This is a genomic window from Grimontia indica (assembly GCF_000333895.2).
Classification (GTDB): domain Bacteria; phylum Pseudomonadota; class Gammaproteobacteria; order Enterobacterales; family Vibrionaceae; genus Enterovibrio; species Enterovibrio indicus.
In genome coordinates this window covers 24338-44272 of the sequence record NZ_ANFM02000030.1, presented here as the reverse complement: position 1 = coordinate 44272, position 19935 = coordinate 24338, and the positions used below count along the sequence as shown (strand labels likewise).

General features: G+C 47.7%; 16 protein-coding genes. 8 read left to right on the top strand and 8 right to left on the bottom strand.

What is annotated here, in order from left to right; translation table 11 throughout:
- The first annotated feature begins 67 nt into the window (after nt 1-67).
- Nucleotides 68-2218, top strand: coding sequence for a calcium-binding protein (locus D515_RS16495; RefSeq protein ID WP_002540157.1), 2151 nt, complete (start codon nt 68-70; stop codon nt 2216-2218).
- 49 nt (nt 2219-2267) lie between these two features.
- On the opposite strand, the gene D515_RS16490 is transcribed toward D515_RS16495, so the two are convergent.
- Entirely contained in the window at nt 2268-3443 is a 1176-nt protein-coding gene (locus D515_RS16490) for a phytanoyl-CoA dioxygenase family protein (protein WP_002540156.1), read from the bottom strand.
- Between the two features lie 161 nt (nt 3444-3604).
- Here D515_RS16490 and iolB point away from each other — a divergent pair, with 161 nt between their 5' ends.
- The 3 genes from iolB to D515_RS16475 all read left to right on the top strand — a co-directional run bounded on the left by iolB (nt 3605) and on the right by D515_RS16475 (nt 6133).
- A complete protein-coding gene (gene iolB, locus D515_RS16485) occupies nt 3605-4441 on the top strand; it encodes a 5-deoxy-glucuronate isomerase (protein WP_002540155.1) in 837 nt (278 codons plus the stop codon).
- Between the two features lie 20 nt (nt 4442-4461).
- Entirely contained in the window at nt 4462-5451 is a 990-nt protein-coding gene (gene iolG / locus D515_RS16480) for an inositol 2-dehydrogenase (protein ID WP_002540154.1), read from the top strand.
- A gap of 115 nt (nt 5452-5566) precedes the next feature.
- Nucleotides 5567-6133: a DNA-3-methyladenine glycosylase I gene (locus D515_RS16475; protein WP_002540153.1), complete on the top strand. Its 567-nt coding sequence runs from the start codon at nt 5567-5569 to the stop codon at nt 6131-6133.
- On the opposite strand, the gene D515_RS16470 is transcribed toward D515_RS16475, so the two are convergent.
- Both D515_RS16470 and D515_RS16465 read right to left on the bottom strand, forming a co-directional pair.
- On the bottom strand, nt 6109-6423 hold the full coding sequence (locus D515_RS16470; RefSeq protein ID WP_002540152.1) for a hypothetical protein: 315 nt from the start codon (nt 6421-6423) through the stop codon (nt 6109-6111). The genes D515_RS16475 and D515_RS16470 overlap by 25 nt on opposite strands.
- Nucleotides 6424-6714: 291 nt before the next feature.
- A complete protein-coding gene (locus tag D515_RS16465) occupies nt 6715-7626 on the bottom strand; it encodes a DMT family transporter (RefSeq protein WP_002540151.1) in 912 nt (303 codons plus the stop codon).
- 511 nt (nt 7627-8137) lie between these two features.
- Between D515_RS16465 and D515_RS16460 the strand changes: the two genes are divergently transcribed.
- Entirely contained in the window at nt 8138-10882 is a 2745-nt protein-coding gene (locus tag D515_RS16460; RefSeq protein WP_002540150.1) for an SMI1/KNR4 family protein, read from the top strand.
- Nucleotides 10883-10989: 107 nt separating this feature from the next.
- On the opposite strand, the gene D515_RS16455 is transcribed toward D515_RS16460, so the two are convergent.
- Entirely contained in the window at nt 10990-11889 is a 900-nt protein-coding gene (locus D515_RS16455) for a patatin-like phospholipase family protein (RefSeq protein WP_002540149.1), read from the bottom strand.
- A 282-nt stretch (nt 11890-12171) separates the two neighbouring features.
- Entirely contained in the window at nt 12172-13053 is an 882-nt protein-coding gene (locus D515_RS16450; protein ID WP_002540147.1) for an NAD(P)-dependent oxidoreductase, read from the bottom strand.
- A 413-nt stretch (nt 13054-13466) separates the two neighbouring features.
- On the opposite strand from D515_RS16450, the gene D515_RS16445 reads away from it, so the two are divergent.
- Nucleotides 13467-14495: a LacI family DNA-binding transcriptional regulator gene (locus D515_RS16445; RefSeq protein WP_002540146.1), complete on the top strand. Its 1029-nt coding sequence runs from the start codon at nt 13467-13469 to the stop codon at nt 14493-14495.
- 2 nt (nt 14496-14497) lie between these two features.
- On the opposite strand, the gene D515_RS16440 is transcribed toward D515_RS16445, so the two are convergent.
- The 3 genes from D515_RS16440 to D515_RS16430 all read right to left on the bottom strand — a co-directional run bounded on the left by D515_RS16440 (nt 14498) and on the right by D515_RS16430 (nt 16854).
- Nucleotides 14498-14968, bottom strand: coding sequence for a DM13 domain-containing protein (locus D515_RS16440; protein ID WP_002540145.1), 471 nt, complete (start codon nt 14966-14968; stop codon nt 14498-14500).
- 135 nt (nt 14969-15103) lie between these two features.
- Nucleotides 15104-16144 carry an NADP-dependent oxidoreductase gene (locus D515_RS16435; RefSeq protein ID WP_002540144.1) on the bottom strand — a complete coding sequence of 347 codons (1041 nt, stop codon included), beginning with the start codon at nt 16142-16144 and terminating at the stop codon, nt 15104-15106.
- Nucleotides 16145-16257: 113 nt separating this feature from the next.
- Nucleotides 16258-16854: a TetR/AcrR family transcriptional regulator gene (locus tag D515_RS16430; protein WP_002540143.1), complete on the bottom strand. Its 597-nt coding sequence runs from the start codon at nt 16852-16854 to the stop codon at nt 16258-16260.
- A 221-nt stretch (nt 16855-17075) separates the two neighbouring features.
- Here D515_RS16430 and D515_RS16425 point away from each other — a divergent pair, with 221 nt between their 5' ends.
- Together D515_RS16425 and iolE are read left to right on the top strand one after the other, a co-directional pair.
- On the top strand, nt 17076-19019 hold the full coding sequence (locus tag D515_RS16425; RefSeq protein WP_002540142.1) for a bifunctional 5-dehydro-2-deoxygluconokinase/5-dehydro-2-deoxyphosphogluconate aldolase: 1944 nt from the start codon (nt 17076-17078) through the stop codon (nt 19017-19019).
- A gap of 10 nt (nt 19020-19029) precedes the next feature.
- Nucleotides 19030-19920, top strand: a complete 891-nt coding sequence (iolE, locus tag D515_RS16420; protein WP_002540141.1) for a myo-inosose-2 dehydratase — start codon at nt 19030-19032, stop codon at nt 19918-19920.
- Nucleotides 19921-19935 lie beyond the last annotated feature (15 nt).

The window sequence follows — 19935 nt, the reverse complement described above, 5'->3', positions numbered from 1 at the left end:
CGCACCGGTCATGCTGTTCAGCCCTATTTGGTCAGTGCGATATAAAAAAAGCACAGAGGACAAAGGTATGGCAATTATTAATGGCACTAGCGGTGTCGATACGCTCTATGGCGACATAGAACAAAGCAATAATCTTCTTATCAATGGCGATTTTGAAGCCTGGGGTGATGATTCATCCAACACTTGGGGGCTGTTCGACGACAACCAGGTTGCGGGCTGGTACACACCGGGTACCAACAAAATCGAACTGCAACAGGGTACTTTCGGTGGTACACCGACGAACAGTGTGACCAACACGGTTTTAGAACTCGACAGTCACACCAACACCTGGGTGCAACAGGATGTCGATGTCACCACATTGACTGAATCTGGCGACGCAACACTCAACCTTTCTTTTGATTATGCCAACCGCTATCGCGGCTCGGACACATCAACCAGTCAGTTTGAAGTCAAGGTGTTGGATAACGAGGGCAACCTGCTTTACAGCCAGTTCTTCGATAATACCCAAGCAAATACCAGCTACGTGAACTTTGAAATCGACTTTTCGGTACCTGAAGGGACAACGGGTATTTCGTTGCGCTTTGAAGCCAAGGGTACATCTGACAGCTATGGCGCATTGATTGACAACGTCGCGCTGACAACGTCTACCGTGGGTGATGTTAACGACACCATCAATGGCTATGAAGGCGACGACTTTATCGATGGCCTGACGGGTAATGACACCCTCTACGGTGGCAACGGCAACGACGAAGTCTACGGCAGCGAAGGCGATGACGTTATCTATGGTAACGATGGCTTTGATGTTAATGGCACCCGTGAACTTCTTATTAACGGCGATTTTGAAGATTACGGTAACAACACCACCAATCACTGGAGCCTGTTGGACGACCATCAGGTCACGGGTTGGTACACACCGGGCAGCAACAAGATTGAGCTTCAACAAGGCACTTTCGGCGGTACGCCACAGAATGACGTCACCAACACGGTTTTAGAACTCGACAGCCACACCAACACATGGGTGCAGCAGGATGTCGACATCACAGGTCTTGCCGAAAACGGTGATGCCACACTGTCACTGTCTTTTGATTACGCTAACCGTTACCGCGGTTCTGATACTTCTACCAGTCAGTTTGAAGTGAAAGTCTTCGACCAACAGGGCAATGTTATCTACTCCCAGTTTTTCGATAACACCCAAGCCAATGATCACTATGTATCGTTTGCAACTGACGTGACCATTCCACAGGGCATGGATTTCATCAGCATCCGCTTTGAAGGCAAAGGAAAGTCCGACACCTATGGTGCGCTGATTGACAATGTTTCTCTTAGACAAACACCAGACAGCGAGGGTGACGATGACATGCTGTTTGGCGGTGAAGGTAACGACACCATTTGGGGCGAGCAGGGTGACGATTACATCGAAGGCAACGATGGTAATGATGACATTCGTGGCGGTACCGGGAATGACACCATTCATGGTGGCGCCGGCAATGATGTGCTCTACGGGAATGCGGGTGATGACGTCATATATGGCGGTGAAGGCGACGATTTGCTGAAAGGTGGTAGTGGCAGTGATCAGCTTTACGGTGGAGCGGGCAACGACTACCTTGATGCCGGGTTTGATGGAGACTACATCCTTGATGGCGGTACTGGCTTGGATATCTACCGCGGTAGCGAGGGCGACGACCTCCTGTTGTTTGATGCAGAAGACTTCTCAGACATCAATTTTATCAATACGCACGACAATGTTTATTTGGGTGACCGGGGCTTCGACCAGTTGATCATTCAAGGCGATGCCAACGTGGATTTCACCGGTGTCTCTTACGGTGTGACTGCGGGAGGTGAAAATCCTATCGCTCAGGTAGAGGCAGCAATCGGTGATGATGGTGATCAGTCAGTCTCTATCAGTGCGTTTGCTATCCATGAGCAATCCGATCTGCCTCAGCCGACCACCTTCACAGATCCAGGTGAATGGAATGGTTTTGTTGCTTACCTTGGAGAGGGTAATGATTCATTCAATCTGGAAGCAGGTGGCTGGACTTACAGCGCTGCTGCCACTCCATCAGCCACGCTTTCATCTGAGATGATTTCCATCCTTGGTCTGAGCGGCGCACAAGTCGGTGAGTTGCAGGCGTATGTATTTGACCACGCCGTACATGACACCATCACCATTTGGACAGATGCAGAAAGCGTCTATCAAGACGGTGTCAGCATCATCTAAATCGTGAGCAATCATGAAAACACTGAGCCCGGCAACCGCCGGGCTTTTTTTATGCTTTTTGCTTTTCCTTCAATTGAGCAAGGGAAATGTCAAAGGTGTCCGAATCCATGTTTTCATCCAGCGCTCGGCAAAGCAGGGCTTCCATGGTTTCCGGTGCCAGTCCGCCAATCGGTGGATCGGTATCCAGATTGGTTGGGAAGGCATAGCCATCTGCAGCGGCTGTGGCGATGGTGGCTTTTTCAGCCGATGACAGTGAACCGTTTTGCCAAATGGTAAGGAGGGTTGGATAGACTTTTCGGCAAATTGCCGCAGAATCGACGGTTTCCATTGGCTTGGCGAAAGCTGAAGAGATTTGCAGTAGATTGGCACTGCGATGGAAATCTGCGGTGACGTTTGCACCTGCTGCATGAAATAAAGCAGGGTTAAAGAACACAGCGTCGCCTTTCTCCAAAGGCACCTGAATGTAGTGGGATTCGAAAAAGTCCTGAAACGCTTTCTGGTGATAAGCGATATAGCCAAGCGGGTATTGCTGGGAAAAAGGCAGCAGCTTGGTTGGGCCACTTTCTAAAGGCATGTCGGTATGCGCGACTGCACCTTGCAACGTCAGCATCGCTGACATCTGCTGTGCATGCAGTGGGTAACGAACTATTTCTTCCGGCACCTGAAAACCAAGATGATAATCACGGTGCGAAACCTGCGCCTCACCGCCAGGGCGAACAATATTGACCTGTGCCGTGACCTGATAATGCGGCCCCAACCAGGCTTCACTGACGGAAGTCAGTAGCGGATTTTTGTAGTAATCAACAAAGGTCTTCGGGTCAGCTTCCGCACTTTTCTGAAACACATTCCAGATCCGACCATTGGCTTGTGGACCTGTTTTACCAAAGTGGTCTCCTGCACCAAATCCCTTCTCCGCTTCAAGGATCTTTTCAAATACCTCGCTCATTTCATCAATGACGGTGGTGTTGTCATAGAAACGTTTAATGGCAATCACACCCGGTCCGTATTGCAGCGCATGAGCTATTTCGTCCTGAAAGGCTCCGACATTTGATCCCGCTGATCGCATGGCATCGCCATCAAACACCACCACGTTATCAATGACGTCATCAGCCAAGGGATAGTCGGCTTTGTTGGTGGATTGCGACGTACAGATCTTGTGAAAAACCTCAATGTCACAATTTGCTTTGCCGAAAAATGACAGTCGGGGAGGGGAGTGCAAATCCATAGCGTTACCTCTTTGGCTGAGTTGTGTCATCACGTTCTTTGTTTCACTATAGCGCGGAATATGAAACATAAATTTCACTTTGTTGAGAATTGAAAAATATGTTCTATTATTGGCAAGTGGATCTTCAACTATTACATGATCAGTCACGACAAGGAGCCGTTATGTCTGACTTGCTATCCAAACGCAGTCTTCCTGATGAAAAAGGGCGCTATCAGAACATTACTCCCGCCTCTGCAGGCTGGAAATTTGTAGGCTTTCAGGCTTACCAACTCTCTCCAAATCAGACGATTACCTTCAATGCCAGCAGTGACGAGGAAATCTGTCTTGTGCTGGTGGGCGGTAAGGCGAATGCCACATTGGCAGGTGAATCTCTGGGTGAAATTGGCGACCGTTCAGGGCCATTTGAAAAGAAAAAACCGTACTCGCTCTATATCACTGCGGGTGATGCTGCTGAACTGACTGCCACCACGGATGTTGAGCTTGCAGTATGTCGCGCTCCGGGCAAAGGCACCTTTCCTTCTCGCCTTATCAGTCCTGAACAAGTTGGCGCAGAAGCGAGAGGAAACGGCAATAACAAACGCTATGTACACAACATTCTCCCAGACAACGAGAACGCAGACAGCCTGCTGGTGGTGGAAGTCTATACTGACGAAGGCTGTACCAGCTCATACCCCAGCCACAAACATGACAGGGACGCACCGCCGGAAGAAACACACCTTGAGGAAACCTATTACCACAGACTGAACCCGTCTCAGGGTTTCTGCATTCAGCGGGTTTATACCGATGAGCGTGACCTGGATGAATGCATGGCTGTTTACGACGGCGATGTAGTCATGGTTCCCCGCGGCTATCACCCTGTGGCGACCATAGCGGGTTACGATAGCTATTACCTGAATGTCATGGCGGGGCCAGTAAGAAAATGGTTGTTCACCTGGGAAGAAGACCATGCGTGGGTGAACAGTCCTGAATATGCCAACAAACACAACAATCAAAAATAGCAGTAGCAAAAGGAGAGGCCATGTTTAATATCGCGTTATTCGGCTGTGGGCGAATAGGGAAAGTCCACGCAGTGAATATAGACGCTCACCCGCTGACTCAAATCAAAGCGGTGATAGACCCTTATCATGAAGGCGCTGCCAAACTCGCAGATGAATATAATGCCGAGGTGATGACGACCGAAGAAGCCATGGCAGATCTGGATATTCATGCCGTGGTGATTTGTTCCGCGACAGATACCCATGCGGATTTGATTGAGCAAGCTGCGCGAGCGGGCAAAGCGATCTTCTGTGAAAAACCAATAGACCTGAGCTTGGAGCGAGTCAGGGGGTGCCTGAATGTCGTGAATGAAAATAATGCCAAGCTACTCGTTGGTTTTAACCGTCGCTACGACCCTCAATTCCGTACCCTGAAAGATTTGTTTGAGTCTGGCGCAATTGGTAAAGCCGAAACCTTGGTGATCACGTCCCGCGACCCATCGCCACCACCTGCTGAATACGTGAAAGTATCCGGCGGCATTTTCCGAGACATGTCGATTCATGATTTAGACATGGCACGTTTCATCATGGGTGAAGATCCGGTTTCAGTATCAGCGCACGGCTCATGCTTGGTTGACCCAGCGATTGGTGAAGCTGGCGATATCGATAGTGCCGTTGTGGTCATGCATTTCGAATCCGGTGCGATGGCGACCATCATCAATAGCCGCCGTTCTGGTTATGGCTACGATCAACGTATCGAACTGCATGGCAGCAAAGGCATGCTGAAAGCTGGCAATGTTCGCGAGCATCAGGTTGAACATTGGGGCGATGAAAGCTGTGCTGCGGCTAAGCCTCAGTACTTCTTCCTGGAAAGGTACAAAGAGGCTTACATTGCTGAGTGGCAACACTTTGTTGATGTACTGGAAGGCAAAGCAGAGCCGCAATGTACTGGCGTGGACGGCGAATTGGCGCTGTACCTCGCTGAGTGCGCACTTGAATCGCTGGAAATGCACCAAACGGTGAAAGTGAATTAATCCCCCTGAAAAGAGAGGACGCAGTCTCATGATTGCGTCCTCTTTTTTTTGCGCGAATCGCAATTGACATGTATAAATATACAGTATTATTATTCACACAAAATACGGGGAAAACATGGAACGTTGCAGCTGGGCGAATGTAAGCGAACTGGACCAGAAATATCACGACGAAGAGTGGGGTGTGCCTGTTCATGATGATCAGCAATTGTTTGAAATGCTCATTCTGGAAGGCGCGCAAGCAGGATTAAGTTGGACCACCATTCTCAAAAAGCGAGAAGGTTACCGAGAAGCTTTTGATAAATTCCACATCGAAACCGTAGCAGCTTACGACGAAAAGAAAATCGCCGAGCTGTTGGAAAACCCAGCCATCGTCCGTAACAAACTCAAAGTGAATGGCACTGTGATTAACGCCAAGTTGGTGTTGGAAATCCAGAAAGAGTTTGGCAGTTTCAACGAATACATCTGGCAGTTTGTGGGTGGGAAACCCATCATCAATCATTGGGAAACATTAGGGGATGTCCCAACTTCCACTCCCGAATCTGATGCCATGAGTAAAGCGCTGAAAAAGAAAGGCTTTAAATTTGTGGGTACCACGATTTGCTATGCCTACATGCAAGCGACGGGCATGGTCAACGATCATCTGACGAGCTGTTTCCGCTATGGGGTGGATGTCTCTTCCTGAGTCCGTTTCAGTCGGCGCTCTTCTTTACTTTGTTGCCAAGCAGCTTCCTGAGCTTGCTTGGCATGATATATCTCAATCGCCTCTTTACCGTAAACCACGTCGGTTTGCATATGTTTGTAGAGGAAATACCCCGCTAAAACCAAACCTAAGAGGCCATAGTAGGTCGCCGCGATGTCTTGGTGGCGTTTTTCGTAAAATAAACACCCACAAAGTACGACGCCCATAGGGTAAGCAATGATCATCAGAATGAAATAGTACAGGTAATTTGAGGCTGCCGGCGCTTCACCCATTCTTGACTCCCTTTTTCAGTATTCATGTCAATACCAGTCGTAGTAAATATCTGCTCATCCTAGCTTGTTAAAATGCTCGATCACTGCGTTGAAAAATTTGATTGTAGAATAACTACTTATCGAAATTTTCCGCCTTGTTCTCGAGCATTTTTCCTGCGCTATTTCTGATCAGCTACCTACTGTGATTGGTATAGCTACTTGATAGGGGGTTGAGTTTAGCCGATGTATTCTCAAACTTGGCGATCATTTTTTGCTCTTTTTCGATACGTTACCTTTTGATAAATATCGTAATTATGACTTCTTGTTGATTCTCACCACCGCATAAACCACCAGAATCATCCCTAGGCCGTGCCAGATGGTGAATGCTTCATCAAGCAGAGTAATCGCAAAAAGTGCGGTCACTGCTGGGCCAATATTGCTGGTCAGGCTCAGCACAGAAGGGGTTAACCTTGCCATGGCCGCAGCGACAAAGTACGAAGGCAATACCGTACAGAAAAAACCCAGCACGACGCCCAGCGCAATAAGCTCATTCGACATATCACTGAATTGCGCCCCTTTTACCTGATACTGAGCCATGATCACCAGACCCGCACTGCCCATACCAATACTGGTGAAAAGTTGGGAACCCATCTGGCCAATCACTTTCTTGCTCAACACCAGATAAATAGCAAAGGCCAAGGCTGCCGCAATTGCCATCACACTGCCAAGCCAAACCTGTGAACCAAATGAGCTAAAATCATGTAGCACAATCATGGCAACGCCGACATAACCAATGGCAATGGAGAGAAACGTACCTTTTCGCGGTGCTTCTTTCATAAAGACCCAGCTGATGATCACCACAAATGATGGAAACAGGAAGATCAACAAGCGTTCCAGCTGAGCTGAAATAAACTCCAGCGCCATGATGTCGAGCAATGCTGCGAAGTAGTAGCCAAGCACACCAACCAGCGCTGCTTGCCAACCAAACTGTCGTACTTTGCTGCGTTCACTGGCATTACGGCATAGCCAGAGCAGGATGAGGAAGTAAATTGGAAGGGAAGACGCCGCGCGAAGACTCATGATTGCAGTGGCATCACCACCCATTGTGTACGCGAGCTTGATAAGCACAGGCTTGATAGAGAAAAGCACCGTGCCAATTAAGGCGTAAATGATACCGGTTCGGTAATCGGAGGAGTCTTGCGTACTGACAGACGCGTCATTCATCGTTCACTTCCTTGATGTTGGTTTGTTGTTTTAATCAAGGCTGTGAGAGGACGACATCCGGCTGTTCTACTCACAGCCGGAAACGAGTCACTCTACCGACTGAAGGGCATAAGAAGTAGTAGCCAGAGTGGTAGAGATTGGAAAATCATAAGTGACTCTTTTTTGGTGATGAATTTTTAAACTACAGAAATAGAGACGGGTGGGCAAGTGAATTTTGGGGGCATAAAGCTGGTAGGGGTACTTAGTTGTGTTTATTCCCAGTTTTCATTCTACGTCGTTCGCTACATAACAACGATTCTCTGTTTGCCAGCATTCATTCCTTTTGTTGGTTGGTTTCGGTTTGACGATTGAATAGGAGGTACAAAACAGACTGAGTTTCCTTCTTACTTTTGAAACCTGTACTTCTCACGTTACTGTGTACTATCGCGATGGCATATCTTTCAAATTTTTTGTGAGGCTGAAATCCAACCATGTACAGGGAAGAAAGGGCAAGTAGCAAGGAGATGAAGTTGTGAAAGGCCTCTTTGGGAGATTGTTGCAGGCTCTGGCTAAAACTAGAGCCGGTTCTTACGTCAAAGAAATTGAAATAGCTCCTGAAAAAAAGATGGCTAGTATGGGCGAATTTACAGACAGCGAACGCGCTGAATTGGCCGCTCAAGGCGTGGTTTTCTATCGAAATAAAGCTATATTCAGAGCGCGTGAACCTATCACCGTAGCAGAAATAGACGCTGTTGAGTCTGCATGCGGCCAGCCAATTCCTCGAAGTGTTTTAAAACTCTGGCAACAATGCTTTGGTGGAGAACATGAATATAATCTCCTCGCTGATTTTTCCGGTTTTGTAGAGACTTTAGGGCTCAATAATATCTGCGCGCCCAAAGACAATGTATATAAAGATCTTTACGGTTGGATTGAAAATGAGTGGCAAAACAGTGATGGAGACTCTATTCCCTCACTGCCCGTAATGGCAGGACAAGACTATATTGAAAGACTTTTTGTTGACTTTAAAAACAATGAAACGGCTTCAGCTTTTCATTGCGGAATCGCTGGATGGGAATATCGGGTTCCTAACGCCGACTTCTTCGATTTTAAAGATGGGTTGAGCTCAGTCTTCGATCATCTCTTTTTATACCCTAGCTATTCTCCGGACGAGTCAAATAGATTGGTGTACGAAATACCTAGCACCTTGATTGAATACCGACGCAAAAATGGATGGACAGACAGTGATCCACCTGATGGTCTTGACGACGCAGTATTAAAAACTGAAAACCCTGAGATTATCGCGAAGTTTAAAATGCTACAAATCGCCAATATGCTTGATTGGAGAGGAGCTCTCGAGCAAGGCACGATAATAAAAGATTGGCGGTTGCCAATTCTTTCTATTGAGGCAGCAATACTTGCAGAAGATATTCACCTTTTGAATCAGCTTGAAGCAGCCGGGTGTGATTTATCTCGCCCATTACAGAGAAATATCCTGCCAGTTGAATTTGCGCTTTTGAACGATAAAGGCACGGTGTTCCAAGTGCTAAGGCAGAGATCATTCAGTTCTCCAAGATTGGCACGTATTGCCCTTGCGAAGAAATCTGACGCAATCATCATCGAAGATATAATAAAAACTTCTCCAAGTTTTGACTATAAAACGTTACTTGAATTTTTGAGCATGCCAGTGACAGATATTACTCTGCTCAACCTCCTATTTGACCACCTCAACAAAGATTGGGCTGATAGTTCTGACTTGAGCATTCAGCAAATCGAACACCTTATTCAGGTGGCAGAGAGAAAGATAAAGTTGTATCAGTCGGATTACGACTCTGTCATGTCTTATAAGTCAGTGGGAGGACCAGGTAACCCGCAGCTAGAAAGGTTTATGGCAGGTCTCAAGGAGGTTATAACTTCCGCAAAGCCGAACTGGCAGGCCGATTTGAAAAACAAGCGTATTCGAGATCGCCCTACGAGCGGATACTTCGCGCTGCTTGAAGCGTTGGTTACGGACAATGTCGAAATCATCGAAGCACTCACTGCCCAAGGCGTTGACTGTCATAAGTACCGGTTCGTCTCAAGCTGGGCGCATAACACAACCCCTCTTCTTTATTGCGCGTTGAACGACAAGCCTAACGCCTTTAAAGCACTGCTCATAGGCTCACATGATCTTTTCGATGTGCTAAGTTCAATGATTTCATGTGGTTGCAATAAATACTACATCGAAACTTTAGTTAATCATTTATGCTCAGTCGGGAAAGAGATCCCCATAGATTCGGTTGTGCATGCGGCTAGCACAGGTAACCTCGATATCGTACAGTACCTTTTGACAGTATTCGGACAGTCGCGAGTTAATGATGAGTTGCTAGACCTCGCGGCGATATTCAATTTACACAGATATGCGTTGGCAAATGAAGAACAAAACCCAGAACTTTCCACCAGAATTACGGACTGGGTTACCAGTTGGAAGGGGCGCCTCACCTACAACTCTTGCTTTGGCACTTCCGCACCAGCGTGGACAATGCTCTCTGGGGCAATTTGCTATGACGACAATATTGAATCACCTAGAGAAATTTGGCCACTTTGCTGGGCTAACCTATACTCCGGCCCATTACTTCTGGGTCTGTACGGTGAACTCGGTTTTGAGTACATCACTCGGACTCAAGGGTTCCGGTCTCAATTCAGCTTTGAAAACCCTCCAGAAGAAGCGGTGAAGTTTAGAGGTTTATTATCAGGGTTTCTTGTCCAAGAGCTTGATTTCCCAGATACCTCTTCATTTCTGAATTCGTTTCTTGAGGTGGTTATAAATTGCTATTGGGCGCATCAGAAATTGGCGCTGGCTAGACTCGATGATGCAGATAGAATTGCTATCGATTTGCAATTTTCACCAGAATTTCGCCGTACTCTTAATTCTCTTGCATCGACAAATTTCGATTATGCTCTGGAGCGTGAGCAACTGGCTGATCATACACTCACAGACTCTATGATTGACCTAGCGCATGCGCGCATGGCGTATCTGGCAAATCGACTAACACACAGAGAATACTTGCTGCTTTGCGCGCTCTGGCAACCTCTGGTCTATATACACTTCAATACATGGATAGATATCTATGAAAGCCTCAAGAAAAGCGATCTTGATACTAATTATGTGGATTCGATTTTAAAGGTCATCGAAACGCACTGTTTATCCAATCCACCTCTTAATCGAACAGAAGATGGTGAGGAAGCAGGTCTCTGGAGAGATATAGAATTCAAATTGCCGACGCGTATGCCAAAGTAGCTTTTTATCCATGCGCCAGAAAGCCTTCGCGAAACGAACGCCTAAGGTGATAATTGCGAATTCGCTTTTGTCTAAACCGATACAGGTTAGTTGCTAATGAATGTTGCTCAAGCCACCAAATCCCGAACCTTTCTGGTCGACCCTTCTTCCAGCACTTGCTGCTTTAACACGTCTTTGTACATATTGAACATGTATGCCTGACCCGCTTGAATACCCATGCCATAGCCTTCATCTAATTTGGATTTTTTCATGGTAAAGCGACCAACAGGGAAGGTGTCTGGTGGCGCAATCACATTCACCACGCAATCCTTTGGCGGGTTCTTAATAAACGCCAGCGAGGCGTTATAACGCTCGGCACGTTTACGCATCGCATCTGCAACGTGAGGGTACTTCTTCAGCAGTTGATCCATCAGCTTAGGCATTTTCATTGGAGACATTTCATAGTCGCCAGGCTGTGACAGGATAACTGTGATTTCTCGCGCACCGCGTCGATAGGCTTCTGCAACCGGGATGGAATCGGCAACGCCACCATCGGTGTAACAGCCACCAGAGAAACACGGCGTCGGGCGATAAGCGATCGGCAGGGCAGTGGTCGCTTCAATCACTTTTGACATATTGTCTGGCTTCACCCAGTAATAGTCTGCATCACCAGTATCCACGTTGGTTACGGTTGCCAGCAAAGGAATGTTGTTGAACAGGGTGTTTGTGTCGAGAGGGAAGCGGCGTAGAGACTCTTGTTCCAGCCACTGAACGTCAACCAGATTACCGCCACGAACAAAACGTGCAGGGTTAAAGAAAGCATCATCGGTCGCCAAACCAGTGATGACCTGATAGCTGCGGTTTGGCTGCTGAGCAAGATAACCCAACAGGTTAGAGGCACCAGCAGACACGCCAATGGCGAAATCAAAAGGATTAAAATTAACGTCCAAAAACGCATCTAACACACCGCTCGCGAAAATACCGCGCATGGCTCCACCTTCAACGACCAGTGCTTTCTTACCTGACATGTTTCTTATCTCTTACTCTGTAGCTATTGGCATTAGGTTAAGGTTTTTCATCTGCTAGCTGAAATCGTTAGTGGCTATTCAATCGATAGGCACGACTTAACTTAGGCCAGTGAGTATTAGACTTATGTGTTGCTTTCATTCTATTTCAATGTCTTAACTTGTAAGTGGGTAACGCTCATTCTTTCTATAGCGACAGTGACGTTAAGGTAAGGTTTCGCAGGGGTATTGAAAGTACCTAGTGCATCAGAAAGATTCATTTATCACTGCCGCCATAGATTCTTCTTACCATTCCACCTTGGTATCAGCCATTTTTTCGAGCATTTTTACAATCGACCAGTTATCTCCTTCGGGATACATGGTTTTACCTGCCTGGAATAACTCGAAAGCTGAGGCGGTCGTAAACATAGGCACGCCGTTTTCTTTTGCCATGGCCATTGTGATGCTGAGATCTTTATACATGGTGGCGATATGACTTCCCGTTTTTTCGAATTTCCGGTCCAGAATCAGCTTGGCGCAATTGTTAAAAAGAGGGCTAGCGGCGGCGCTTTTGCCAAAAACTTCAAAGAGGACTTTGCCATCGACACCAGCTTTGGCTCCGAGTACCAATGATTCGAAAATAGCGGTGAAAGAAGCACCAATGTAGGCCTGCAACGAGGCTTTCACGGTTTGTCCTGCCCCTACTTGTTCACCGACATAGAGAATGTTGCTGGAAATGGCCTCTAACAGGGGACGATTGGCTTCGAGGACGCTGGATTTGGCTGCAGGCATGAGTGTCAATGTTGCATTCTGTGCACCGCCCAAACCCCCACTGACAGGGCTATCAATCATCTCCAGTCCCTTTTCCTGAGCAATGGCGTAAGCTTCACGAATTTCAGAGGCGTGAATTGTTGCAGTGACAATAATCGTGCTACCAGGCTGCATTGATTCCCCTAACTGCCGCACGACGTTTTTTACTTGTGTCCCGTTCATCACCATAACAAAAGCAACATCGCAATATGTGCCGACGTCAGAACAGGTTGCTGCGGTTGCTCCTCCTATCTCTCTTAGCGCTTCCATCCTTGATTCGCTAAGGTCAAAGCCAATTGGCTGAAACCCATTCTTCTTGAGGTTCATTGCCATCTGTGATCCCATGTCACCTAACCCTATAAAACCTACATTTTTCACTGAAGACCTCCGTGTAATTCAATAAGGGTCAATAAAATCAAAAAACATCAATTACTTTTTACCGATAATAGGAGGTTAGAACTAGTTTCTCTTGTGCTCAAACAAAAGCCCCCCTTGAAAATAGTGTGAGTCTCGCTTCTTTCTTGAAAGTAATAAACTAACTATACTTTTGTTTTTATAGGTATTATTGGTTTTTTGTGGGGGTGTTTAGCAATTGCAATGACTTTGGAGTATGGTGGATTTCATCAAATCACATCAATTAGAAACAGCGTGTTCTCTCTATTGAAAATACATTATCAATTATAAATTTGTTTTTTCTTATTTTTGATAACGTAGAAAAATGATGGTTTTTGATGTTTATAAATTAAAAGCCTCAAATAAAATCATAATAAAAGCTCAACTAGGAATTAACGATGAAACCAAAACAAAAATTCCGCTTGTCTGATATTGCTGACCTAGCGGGAGTCAGCACGGCAACTGTTGATCGTGTCCTAAATCGTCGACCTAATGTCAGGGCACTTACAGCTGAGAGGGTTTGGGAAGCTTATCAAAAGTTAAAAGATACCAAGTTGGGGCAAACGCTAGAGGAGAGAAGGATTAAGTTCAAAGGAGTTATACATTGCATCCTACCTTCAGGCGCTGGACCTTCGATTGATGAAAACCTGAAATTGGCATTGCAGGCTTTTGGTGGGCATTACGAGAGACCAGTGAGTTTTCATTTCTATCGACGTATTGACCCAGTAGCGTTTAGCCATGCGATCGAGCAGGCTCTGAATGAGGGGGCTGGTGCGCTTGTTGTCCTCGGTATTGACCACCCAAGCACAACTCAGCGCTTGAGTGCCATCAGAGCAACAGGGATGCCTGTCGTTTCGTTACTTTCTAATCTTTCGGTCTCTCCACAGCTTAGCCATGTGGGTATGGATAACCGCGCTGCTGGTAAAACGGCAGGAGCGTTGATGGGGCGTTTTCTTAGAGCTGATGAAGGTGAAGTGGCGATTTTATGCGGAAGTTCAATGTATCAAAGCCATGAAGACCGCGAAATGGGTTTTAGAGCTGCTCTTAGAGAAAGATGCCCAAGCATTCGAGTGTTGGATGTGTTAGCTGGTAAGGATGGGCCAGAGGATAATCATTACAACGTGGTCGATCTTATACGTTGCCAACCTAATTTAAAAGGAATTTACAACGTAGGCTCAGGTAATAGGGGGGTTGTCAGTGCCTTGGTAGAGTTGGGTCTAGAACGAGATATTGTGGTGATTGCACACAACCTAACTTCTAGCTCTCGGGACTACCTAATTAGTCACGCAGTGGATGCTATTATTCACCAAAATATGAATGACGTTGCGAGAGGAGCTTTTGAATTATTGGCAGGTTCAGCGCCAGCAACTGGAAGCAAAATAATACGTACTGAGGTCATCTTGCAAGAGAACCTGCCCATTGAATAATGTTACTTATAACGCGCTGCGGTAATAAACTCGCCAAAAGATTCACACCAAACAATCACGGTATTGAATTGCGATGGGTCGACATCACTAGGGACTTCTACCAAGAAATTCTGGAAGGTTTTTACATCGCCCACGCGTTGCATTTGTGGCTTCAAGCGGTTGAAGTCGGCTTCTGTTTCAACAAACTCAGGTGAAAGGTAGAGTTTATAGTCTGGGCCTGGCGCGAGCTCTCCCATCAGTGAAATCGTTTCTGGGCCGATAGACACTTTGCCTTCACCCCAATGGAAGGTGTCGCTGTCTTTCAGGTCTTTACGAAATTCACCAGAGTAATTGGCTTTAGACGCGGTTGATTCGATCACTTCAACAGAAGGGCCTTCCGGCGCGATAAGAATGGGTAGTGCGTAAATGCCAGCAGCGAAACCGATAGCGATGGCAAAGCCATGAGTGAAAATTAAAACGATCCAGTTTTTCATTGCATCCCCTGCGTGAAATTCTTTCTTAACTACAGTGTAACCTAACACGTTGCTTTCGAAGGTGAAGTGACAAAAAGCCCGCCGGGCGCAAACCGGGCGGGCTTTTTCAATTCCTTCTCAATTGTGGAGCGGGAATTAGAGAGCGATTGGCTCGGCGATTTTCACCACCAACTTGCCGAAGTTTTTGCCTTCCAGCAGACCCATAAAGGCTTCTGGTGCAGCATCCAAACCTTCAACGATTTGTTCTTTGTACTGCATTTTGCCTTCCATCAGCCATTTGCCCATGTCGGCTGCAAACTCGTCGTAGCGGTGACCGTAATCATCAAAGATGATGAACCCTTGCATCTTGATGCGTTTAATCAGCAAGGTTGCCATCAGCAGAGACATACGGTCTGGGCCTTCTGGCAGTGCTGTCGCATTGTATTGAGAAACCAAGCCACATAGCGGAATGCGTGCACCGGTATTAAGCAGTGGAAGTACCGAGTCGAATACTTTACCGCCAACATTTTCGTAGTAAACGTCGATGCCTTTGTCACAAGCAGCCGCTAGTTGTTCTGCGAAGTCTTCCGCTTTGTGATCGATACAAACATCGAAGCCCAGTACTTCAACCGCGTGGCGACACTTCTCTTCGCCGCCTGCGATGCCGACGACTTTGCAGCCTTTTAGTTTGCCGATTTGACCCACTGTTGCGCCAACAGGGCCAGTCGCGGCCGCGACAACCAGGGTGTCTCCTTCTTTCGGCTGACCGATATCCAAAAGACCCATGTAAGCGGTAAAGCCCGGCATACCCATGATACCCAGCGCGAAAGAAGGTTGAGCAGGGGATTTACCCAGTTTCAGCAGACCTTCGCCGTCAGATACGGCGTAAGACTGCCAACCTGTGTATGCCAGCACCCATTCACCTTTTTCAAAGTTTGGATTCAGTGAGTCTTCTACCTGACAAACTGTGGCACCGACCATTACATCATCAAGCTCAACGGGATCAGCGTAAGATTTGGCATCGCTCATGCGGCCACGCATGTAAGGGTCGAGTGAAAGGTAAATGGTGCGAAGCAGTAGCTCGCCTTCTTTCAGTGCCGGAACCGCCTGAGATTCCAAACGGAAGTTATCGGTAACAGGCGCGCCAACTGGGCGTGAAGCTAGAACAATGCGGTTGTTTTCCAACGAAACTGACATGTGCTGATTCCCTTTACGTTGTGATATCACTACTAGACCAGTCGTCTAGTAACTAGGTAAAAAAATCCGCCAAGTGTATCTGGCGGCTTTATCGGCGCGGCTGCACCTTTTGATTAAAAAGCGTGTTGTCCTTTGAGCAGGCGTTCTGTACTTTCCAGCGCCTGTTTCATCGGATCTACATTCTGGTTGAGCTTGCTCATCAAGCTTGCACCAATCCAAAGTTGATAAAGCTGACTGGCAGCTTGTTCAGCGTTACTGACCTGAATTGAACCGTCTTCAATGCCAATCTGAACGCAATCAGCAAGCATAGCGACTATACGGTTTGCGCCATTCAGCAACGAAATACGCATAGACTCAGACAGATCAGACACTTCAGCACTCAGCTTCACCACAAGACAACGCTGACTGCCACACATGCCGTCATTCACTTCAATCCATTTCATCCAGTAACCCATGAGCTTCTCAAAACCATTGAGAGCAGGGTTACTGAAATGCGCATCCAGTTTGGCCTGATATTGAGAGAAGTACTCTTCGATCAAGGCTTCGCCGAATTGTTCTTTGGATTTGAAATAGTGATAGAAGGAGCCTTTCGGCACCCCGGCATGATTAAGCAGTTGCGCCAGACCGACGTTCGAAAAGCCTTTTTCAACAATAAGTTGGTAGCCGACGTCGAGAATGTGCTGGCGGGTAGATTGGGTTTCTGTGTTCATGGTGAAGCAGATTATCTGAAATTAGACCAGTCGTCTAGTGGTGATCTTAAGGATGATCCAACCAGTGAGATAGTACATGAAATGTTTGTTTCATTGGTTGCGATCTTACCGTTTCGATCTTAGTATAAAATGAAACGTACATTTCATAATGCGGTTAGATGAAGTGTATTTTTCAGGTTCAGCCACACTGAACAGGATGGGAAATCTGACAGGAGTCGGGAATGACGACGGTAGAAAAAACATTGGACGTGATTTGCCTTGGGCGAGTCGCCGTTGATTTGTATGGGGAGCAGGTCGGTTCGCGCCTAGAAGACATGCGAACCTTTGCCAAATATTTGGGTGGCTCGTCGGGCAACGTTGCTCACGGTACCGCAAGGCAGGGGCTGAAATCCGGCATGTTGGCACGTGTTGGTGACGAGCACATGGGCCGATTTGTGACGGAAGAGTTGGAACGTGTCGGCGTCGATACCAGCAATATCATCATCGATAAAGAAAGGCTGACGGCACTGGTGCTGCTTGGTATCAAAGATGAAGATACCTTCCCGCTGATTTTCTACCGCGACAATTGTGCCGACAAAGCCATCACCCCAGAAGACATTAATGAAGAATACATTGCTTCGGCCAAATGCTTGGCTATTACGGGCACCCATCTTTCTAATCCAAGCTCCCGTGAAGCGGTCATCACTGCACTGAATTACGCACGCAAACATGGCGTTCGCACAGCCTTGGATGTGGATTACCGCCCGGTACTTTGGGGCCTGACCTCGCTGGGAGACGGTGAAACCCGCTACATCGAATCAGATGAAGTCACCCGCCAGCTTCAGGAAGTGCTGGGCCTGTTTGACCTGATTGTCGGCACAGAAGAAGAGTTCCACATTGCTGGTGGCTCGGAAGATTCCGTGGAGGCGCTGAAATCTGTCCGTACCTTTACGGATGCGACCTTGGTGTGTAAACGCGGGCCACTGGGGTGCAGCGTATTCACTGATGAAATTGGCAGCGTTCTGGATGACGGCATCACGGTGAAAGGCGTGCGCGTGGAAGTGCTAAATGTACTCGGCGCGGGTGATGCCTTTATGTCGGGATTGCTTCGCGGCTACCTGAATGATGAATCATGGGAGCAATGTTGCCGCTATGCGAACGCCTGTGGCGCGCTGGTGGTTTCCCGTCACGGCTGTTCTCCTGCCATGCCTACCAAAGAAGAATTGGATTACTACCTTCAGCATGAGCACGAAATCCCACGTCCAGACAGGGATGGGGTGCTGAACCACCTTCACCGAGTGACCACCCGCGAGCTGGCCTGGAGCGACTTGTGTGTGCTGGCTTTCGACCATCGCTCCCAGTTTGTCGAAATGGCTCAGGAAGCAGGGATAGACGTCGCGCATATCCCTTATCTCAAAAAACTCATCTGGCAAGCGGCTCAGGAAGTGGCGCAGGAATCTGGCCTGAAAGGAAAAGCGGGGATTCTGTGCGACTCTACCTTTGGTATGGAAGTGCTGAACGCTGCAACAGGGTTTGGCAATCATGTCAGTGAGCGCTGGTGGGTAGGTCGACCTATCGAGCTGCCGGGCTCGCGTCCATTGCGGCTTGAACACGGCAACATTGGTACTCAACTCGCGAGCTGGCCAAAAGAACAGGTCGTTAAATGCCTTGTTTTCTATCACCCCGACGATACCCGGGGGTTGCAATTGGAGCAGGAAAACATGCTTCGTGAAGTCTATGAAGCCTGTTGCGCGACGGGGAACGAGTTGTTGGTGGAAGTGATTTTGCCGAAAGATATCGAGGTGAGCTCCGCGAAAGAAGCAGATTTTCTTTACTTGCGCGCGATGACCCGTTTTTACAATTTGGGCATCAAACCAGATTGGTGGAAATTGCCTCCACTGACCAAGCAAGGCTGGCAGGCGGTAGATGAACTGATTGAACAACGCGATACGCATTGTCGTGGCGTGGTGCTGTTGGGATTGGATGCACCAGCCGATGAGCTGAAAGCGGGTTTTGCTGCTTCGTCAGTTTCGAAAACCGTTAGGGGTTTTGCTGTCGGCCGCACCATCTTTGGTGAGCCAAGCCGTCAGTGGATGCGCGGTGAGTTGGATAACCAAGGGTTGGTTGCTGCCGTGAAGGCGAATTATCTCGGGTTGATTGAAACCTGGCGTCAACGCGGAGAGTAAGGAGACGATCATGGCTGTTGAATTAGGGATTAACCCACTGACGTGGACGAATGATGATTTGCCCTCTCTGGGCGCTGAAACGCCGTTAGAGGTATGCCTTTCTGAAGGCAGACTGGCCGGTTTTACAGGGTTTGAGTTGGGAAACAAATTTCCGCGTAAACCTGATGTGTTGGGCCCGATTTTGGCAAAGCACGACCTGAAGCTGGTATCTGGCTGGTATTCCGGTGAACTGCTGAGCAGAAGTGTTGAGCAGGAAATAGAAGCGATGCAATCGCACCTGAATCTGCTGAAAACACTCGGTGCGAAGGTCATGGTGTTTGCGGAAGTGACAGGTTGTGTTCACGGAAATCAAAACATGCCTGTCGAAAGGCGTCCGGCGTTTCCTGAACATCGCTGGCGGGAATACGGACAAAAATTGACGGAACTGGCGAAGTACACCCAATCCCACGGGGTACAGATCGCTTATCACCACCATATGGGCACCGTGATTGAAAGCGAAGCGGATGTGGACCGTCTGATGGCGGAAACAGGCCCGGAAGTCGGCTTGCTGCTGGATACCGGTCATCTGCATTTTGCTGGTGGCGATCCGATTGCTGTTGCCAAGCGTCACACCGACAGAATTAATCACGTGCATTGCAAAGACATTCGCCAATCAGTTCTGGACGATGCCAAAAACTGCAGGCTCAGCTTTTTAGATGCCGTATTAAATGGTGTGTTCACCGTGCCGGGCGATGGTTGTATTGACTATGCGGCGGTGATGGATGTGCTGAAACAGGCAGATTACTCAGGTTGGTTAGTGGTAGAAGCAGAGCAAGATCCTTCGATTGCGCACCCACTGACATACGCAACACTCGGATATAACAATTTGGCGACTTTTGCGCGAAATGCCGGATTGATGTGATTGAGACATGGAGAC